This window comes from Sphingorhabdus sp., assembly GCF_044239005.1.
GTDB lineage: Bacteria > Pseudomonadota > Alphaproteobacteria > Sphingomonadales > Sphingomonadaceae > Sphingorhabdus_B.
This window is the reverse complement of record NZ_JBIICH010000125.1, coordinates 1-5,975: the sequence shown is the minus strand read 5'-3', so window position 1 is coordinate 5,975 and position 5,975 is coordinate 1. Positions and strand designations below refer to the sequence as shown.

The window sequence follows — 5,975 nt, the reverse complement described above, 5'->3', positions numbered from 1 at the left end:
TGCTATCGTCGGCAATGGACACCGTCACCGAAGCGCGCATGGCGATCGTCATGGCGCAGCTTGGCGGCATTGGCGTTCTGCACCGCAACCTAAGCATCGAAGAACAGTGCGCTGCCGTGCGTCAGGTCAAGCGTTTTGAGAGCGGCATGGTGGTGAACCCCATCACCATCGCACCCGAAGCGACCTTGGCGGAAGCGCAAGCATTGATGTCGGCGCATGCAATCTCCGGCATCCCGGTTGTTGAGGCGAGCGGAAAGCTGGCTGGCATATTGACCAATCGGGACGTGCGCTTTGCCGAAAATCCGGCGCAGCCTGTGTCCGAGTTGATGACACATGAAAATCTAGCGACGGTTGCATCGTCCGTCACGCAAGAAGAAGCGCGCCGTTTGCTGCATCAACGCCGCATCGAAAAGCTTTTGGTCGTCGATGACGCCTATCATTGCATCGGCCTGATTACCGTAAAGGATATCGAGAAGGCTGTTCTATATCCCAACGCAACAAAGGACGGCACAGGACGCTTGCGCGTCGCTGCGGCGACGACTGTCGGCGAAAAGGGCATGGCCTATACCAAGGCGTTGATTGACGCTGAGTGCGACCTCATCGTCGTCGATACGGCGCATGGCCATAGCGCGATGGTTGCGGCTGCGGTTGCAGAGATCAAGCGCATGGCACCTGAAGTTCAGGTCGTTGCCGGAAATGTTGCGACGGCTGCGGCGACGCGTGCGCTGATTGATGCGGGCGCGGATGGTATCAAGGTTGGTATCGGCCCCGGCTCCATTTGCACCACCCGCGTTGTTGCTGGCGTTGGCGTACCGCAATTGACTGCAGTTATGGAATCGGCGGCCGAAGCGGCAAAGTCAGGCATTCCAATCATTGCCGATGGTGGATTGCGGACATCTGGCGACTTGGCCAAAGCGCTTGCGGCCGGGGCATCGTCGGTGATGGTCGGCTCGCTGTTGGCGGGAACCGAGGAAGCACCGGGCGAGACATTCCTGTACCAAGGGCGTGCTTATAAAAGCTATCGCGGCATGGGCAGTGTTGGCGCGATGGCGCGTGGCTCTGCTGACCGTTATTTCCAGCAGGACATTAAGGACCAGCTTAAGCTTGTTCCGGAAGGCATTGAAGGGCAGGTGCCTTTCAAAGGCCCGGCACGCGACGTCATTCATCAGCTTGTCGGCGGCGTCAAAGCAGCTATGGGTTATACCGGTTCGCGCACGATTGCGGACCTTCAGGAACGCGCGCAGTTTGTGCGCATCACCAATGCCGGATTACGGGAAAGCCATGTACATGACGTTACAATCACGCGGGAAGCTCCAAATTATCCGACGCGTTGAGGCATGAGACCTGCTGCTCGCCTGCAGTCAGCCATTGAATTGGTTGACCAGATCATCCTTTCCGCACGTGATGGCGGCGCTTCCGCTGACCAGCTTGCGAAGCGCTTTTTCGCCGAGCGGCGTTATGCCGGTTCGAAAGACCGCCGTGCGGTCCGCGATTTAGCGTGGGGTGCCATCCGCCGCTTTGGCAAAAGGCCGGTAACGGCGCGGTCTGCCTTTGTGGCAATGGCGGATGCCGATCCGGAGCTGGCGGCGTTATTCGACGGGACCGATTATGGTCCAGCGGCGATTGAACCCGGCGAAGCGCGTTCAACCGGTGGCGGATTGCCCAAATGGATCAAGCCGTTGTTTTCGGCCCATGTTGATGAGGCCGAGCAAGCAAGCCTGCTTGACCGCGCCCCCATGGACTTGCGCGTCAATGCGTTGAAGGCAAGCCGCGCTGAAGTATCGGCGACGTTTCCCGACGCCGAAGTCCTTCCGCACCTCGAATACGCGCTGCGCCTGCCGGGCGGGACCGCAATTGATAGCCATCCCGCCGTGGAAGACGGTCTGGTGGAAATTCAGGATCTGGGAAGCCAGCTGATAGTAGAGGCATGTCAGGCAAAGGGTGCTGGCACGGTGCTTGACCTGTGCGCTGGCGCTGGCGGCAAAACCCTCGCGCTCGCCGCCGCGATGCGAAATCAGGGACGGTTGATCGCAACAGATACAAACCGCAACCGGCTGGACCAATTGAAGCCACGGGGCAACCGGTCGGGTGCCACCAATATCGAAACGCGCTTGCTCAATCCCGGCAAGGAAAAAGAAATGCTGTCCGAATTTGTCGGTGGCTGCGACCTCGTCCTTATTGACGCACCCTGTTCGGGAAGCGGGACATGGCGGCGCAATCCAGAGACTCGCTGGCGTTTGGATGCGGCGCGGTTGAAACGCGTTGTGGATGAACAGGCGAAGCTGTTGGACATTGGCGCCGACATGGTCGTGCGTGGCGGCTATCTGGTTTATGCCGTGTGCTCGCTGATTGAGAGCGAGGGCAAGGGACAAGTGGCTGCGTTCTTAAAATCGCATTCGGGTTGGCGCGCTGCGGATACCGGGGTGTCGATGGGCCGTGCCGACGGCGATGGCGTGTTGTTGACCCCGTATCATGATGGCAGTGATGGATTCTTCTTCGCGAGGCTCCAAAAGCTGTGATAGCATCACCTTCCAAAAAGTTATGGATATTGTTTATGCGTTTTTCTCCCGCGGCTATTGCGCTGTCGTTCACCTTAGCGGTCATGTCGAGCGCGAGCATCGGCGGACGCGCGGATGACGATATCGACGCCCGCTCCATGGCGCTGATGCAGACCGGCAATCAGGAATCGGACGCTGGACGGTTCGACAATGCGATCAGCTGGTATGAATCCGCATTGGCGGTCGACCCGCGCAATCGCCCTGCATATATTGCGATGGCCCGCGCGGTGAAGGCCCAGGGACTGAATGGTAAAGCGATCCGCTTTTACACAGAAGCGCTGGAGCTTGAGCCCAATGATCAGGTTGCATTGGCCGAGCAGGCCGATGCCATGATTGCCAAGGGCGCAATTGAGCAAGCGGGCAAGAATATCGCGCGGCTGAAAACATTATGCCGCGCGAACTGCAGCGCTGTTGAGCGGCTTGCGCTTGCATCCAGCAAGGCGAGTGAAAAACAGCAAATGCAGGCAAGCGCAGCTGATGCGAAACCAACCATCGGTAGCGAGCCGGTTCCGCAACCCAATTAAGGGCGCGGATGCGTTCCACACGCGGAACGGCGTCAAATAAGGTCTGCAAACTCCGCGAGAATATTCTCGTACAGCCGCTTTTTGAACGGGACGATCAGTTGCGGCAATTGCGGTGCATCGATCCACTGCCACTTGCTAAATTCCTGATGCGATGTTTCGATGTTGATATCGGCATCCGTGCCTTTGAAGCGCATCAAAAACCAATGCTGGCGTTGCCCGCGATATTTGCCCTTCCAAATGCGGCCAATCATATCATCGGGTAAGTCGTAGAAATGTTCATCGCGGCTGCGCGCGAGAATATCGACCAAATCGGCGCGCACGCCAGTTTCTTCGAATAACTCGCGTAGCGCCGCAGTCTCCGCATCCTCGCCATCGTCGATGCCGCCTTGCGGCATTTGCCATGCATCGGTTCCGGCGGGGCTGTCCAAGCGTTGGCCGACAAATATCTTTCCCTGCATATTGGCGAGCATGATGCCGGCGCAGGGACGGTACGGTAAATCTTCCAAAGATATGCTCATGCTGTTGCCACCACTTCTGCAAGCAGGTCTTTCAGCGCGGCGATATTGCCCTCTATGTCCGATTGGGCGGAGGGGATGGCCTGACGGATGTTGATATGTCCGTGAATATTGCCCTCGGCACTGCGATGTTCGACGCGCACGCCGTCCTGTTTCAGCTTTTCAACATATGCGATGCCTTGGTCGCGCAACGGATCAAGGCTTGCCGTGGTGACAAGGCTCGGTGGCATGCCCTGCTGGCTGAAATTCAACGGCTCGGAACGATAGTCTCCGGGCGTTGCTGCGTGGCCTTCGCCGAAATAGGCCATTGCTTCGTCGGTTAGCAAATAGCCGTTGGCAAATTCGCGCATGCTCGGCCAGTCAGCATCGAGCGTGACGACGGGGTAAATCGGATGTTGCACCAAAACAGGCACGGCGGCCGGACGGTCGCGAAGCGCCATGGTGGTTACAATCGCTAAGTTTCCGCCAGCACTGTCGCCGGAGGGAATCAGTCCAGTTACTTGCCGTCCAAGCTCAGCAGGACTTGTCGCAATCCAGCGCGTTGCGGCTTCACAATCTTCGGCTGGGGCAGGGAATGGATGTTCGGGTGACAGCCGGTAATCGATAGAGATGACCGGCAAATCGAGGAGGCGCGCAACTTCTGCGCAATATGGATCGTAGGTGTACAGGCTGCCGATAACGAATCCGCCGCCATGGTAAAACACCATGACAGGGCCGGCTTCGCGCTCTTCGCGGCTGTCATATAATCGCGCAGGGATGGCTCCGGCGGGTCCGGGAATCGATAAATCACGGATAACCGCCAGTTCGCCAACGGGTGCATCGGCAACGTCGCGCATCGCAGCGGTCATCGCGCGTGCGTCATCAACGGGCACTTGCCAAAATTTAGGGCCGGGTACCGCGTTCAGAAATTGCAGAAACAATGCGACATCGGGGCGCACATAAGGGGGGGTATCGGTCATCGCGTTCTCCATTTCTGTCGCTTCCTAGGGTGGCTTGGGCAATGCGTCCAGCATATCCACCGATAGTTTTTCTAACATTGCAGTGCGCGGCGAATGGGATTAGGCGAAAAGGCAATAAAGTTGCAATTAAAGACGGGCTAGAACGCATGGCTACGGCATTCAAAGACGAACAGACAAGCGGACATACTCCAGTGCAAAGCGAGGCAGTCGTTGTGCGCTTTGCCGGGGACAGCGGCGACGGCATGCAGTTGACCGGAGGGCAGTTTACGCTGTCTTCGGCACTGGCGGGCAATGACTTTGCGACATTCCCTGATTTTCCTGCCGAAATCCGCGCTCCAATCGGCACGCTTTTCGGTGTTTCGGCGTTTCAGATTAACTTTGGTTCGTCCGCAATTGATACCGCTGGCGACCAGCCGGACGTGCTGATCGCGATGAACCCCGCCGCGCTGAAAACCAATGTCGGGTCGTTGCGCGAAGGCGGTTTGATTATCGCCGACACAGGCGAGTTTAACCAACGCAACCTCGATAAAGCCAAATATGCCACCAACCCGTTTGAAGATGGCAGCCTTGCGAAATGGCAGGTGCTGGCGTTCGATATCAGCGGGCTGACGCTGGAAGCCGTCAAGCCGTTTGGCATGGGCAACAAAGACGCGTTGCGTTGTAAGAATATGTGGACGCTTGGTCTTGCTTTGTGGATGTTTGATCGTGATCGTCAGCCTATCATCGATTGGCTGAACGCGAAATTTGCCAAGAATCAGGTTTTGGCCGACGCCAATATCGCGGCGCTGAATGCTGGCCATGCTTATGGTGAGACAGCTGAATTGGCCGGACCGCTGAAGCAATATCATGTCGATGCCGCACCTGCGCCCGCCGGTCTTTATCGGACGGTGACGGGAGCCGAATCCATTTCTTATGGCCTGGTCGCTGGCGCACAACTCGCTGGCCTCAAGATGTTCTTCGGCGGATACCCCATCACGCCAGCATCCGCGATTTTGCATCACCTCAGCCGCTTGAAAGAATATGGGATCACCACATTCCAGGCAGAAGATGAAATTGCCGCGATTTGTTCGGCCATTGGCGCAAGCTATGCAGGTCAGTTGGGCGTTACCAGCTCGTCTGGTCCCGGCATCGCGTTGAAGGGTGAGGCTATGGGCCTTGCCATCATGACCGAACTTCCCTTGGTGATCGTCAACAGCCAGCGTGGCGGCCCTTCGACGGGTCTGCCAACCAAGACCGAGCAGTCCGATCTGTATCAGGCGGTGTATGGCCGCAACGGTGATGCACCGATGCCAGTGATTGCAGCGCGCTCGCCGGTTGATTGCTTTGACTGCGCGGTGGAAGCGGTGCGGATTGCGGTCGAGTATATGACGCCCGTCATGCTGCTTACCGATGGCTATATCGCCAACGCGGCTGAACCAT

The 5,975-nt window shown here is 57.7% G+C and carries 6 protein-coding genes; 4 read left to right on the top strand and 2 right to left on the bottom strand.

The window, feature by feature from the left end; genetic code table 11:
- From guaB to ACILQA_RS09360, 3 genes are all read left to right on the top strand, one after another.
- Positions 1–1,334, top strand: a 1,334-nt coding sequence (guaB, locus tag ACILQA_RS09370) for an IMP dehydrogenase (RefSeq protein WP_395629457.1), incomplete at its 5' end; no start/stop codon positions are given.
- Between the two features lie 3 nt (positions 1,335–1,337).
- Positions 1,338–2,519: an RsmB/NOP family class I SAM-dependent RNA methyltransferase gene (locus ACILQA_RS09365; RefSeq protein WP_395629456.1), complete on the top strand. Its 1,182-nt coding sequence runs from the start codon at positions 1,338–1,340 to the stop codon at positions 2,517–2,519.
- Between the two features lie 35 nt (positions 2,520–2,554).
- Positions 2,555–3,082, top strand: a complete 528-nt coding sequence (locus ACILQA_RS09360) for a tetratricopeptide repeat protein (protein ID WP_395629455.1) — start codon at positions 2,555–2,557, stop codon at positions 3,080–3,082.
- A 32-nt stretch (positions 3,083–3,114) separates the two neighbouring features.
- Here the strand turns inward: ACILQA_RS09360 and ACILQA_RS09355 are convergent, their stop codons facing one another.
- The gene (locus ACILQA_RS09355) at positions 3,115–3,600 is read right to left on the bottom strand and encodes an RNA pyrophosphohydrolase (protein WP_395629454.1); all 486 of its coding nucleotides are present in this window, start codon (positions 3,598–3,600) and stop codon (positions 3,115–3,117) included.
- Complete coding sequence (locus tag ACILQA_RS09350) at positions 3,597–4,556, bottom strand: alpha/beta hydrolase (RefSeq protein ID WP_395629453.1); 960 nt, start codon at positions 4,554–4,556, stop codon at positions 3,597–3,599. Before ACILQA_RS09350 ends, ACILQA_RS09355 begins: the two co-directional genes overlap by 4 nt.
- A gap of 146 nt (positions 4,557–4,702) precedes the next feature.
- Here ACILQA_RS09350 and ACILQA_RS09345 point away from each other — a divergent pair.
- On the top strand, positions 4,703–5,975 hold a 1,273-nt coding region (locus tag ACILQA_RS09345; protein WP_395629452.1), incomplete at its 3' end, for a 2-oxoacid:acceptor oxidoreductase family protein.

Coding starts and splice junctions, on each gene's coding strand:
- ACILQA_RS09365 (WP_395629456.1), top strand. CDS start 1,338: ATGAGACCTGCTGCTCGCCTGCAGTCAGCCATTGAATTGGTTGACCAG.
- ACILQA_RS09355 (WP_395629454.1), bottom strand. CDS start 3,600: ATGAGCATATCTTTGGAAGATTTACCGTACCGTCCCTGCGCCGGCATC.
- ACILQA_RS09360 (WP_395629455.1), top strand. CDS start 2,555: ATGCGTTTTTCTCCCGCGGCTATTGCGCTGTCGTTCACCTTAGCGGTC.
- ACILQA_RS09350 (WP_395629453.1), bottom strand. CDS start 4,556: ATGACCGATACCCCCCCTTATGTGCGCCCCGATGTCGCATTGTTTCTG.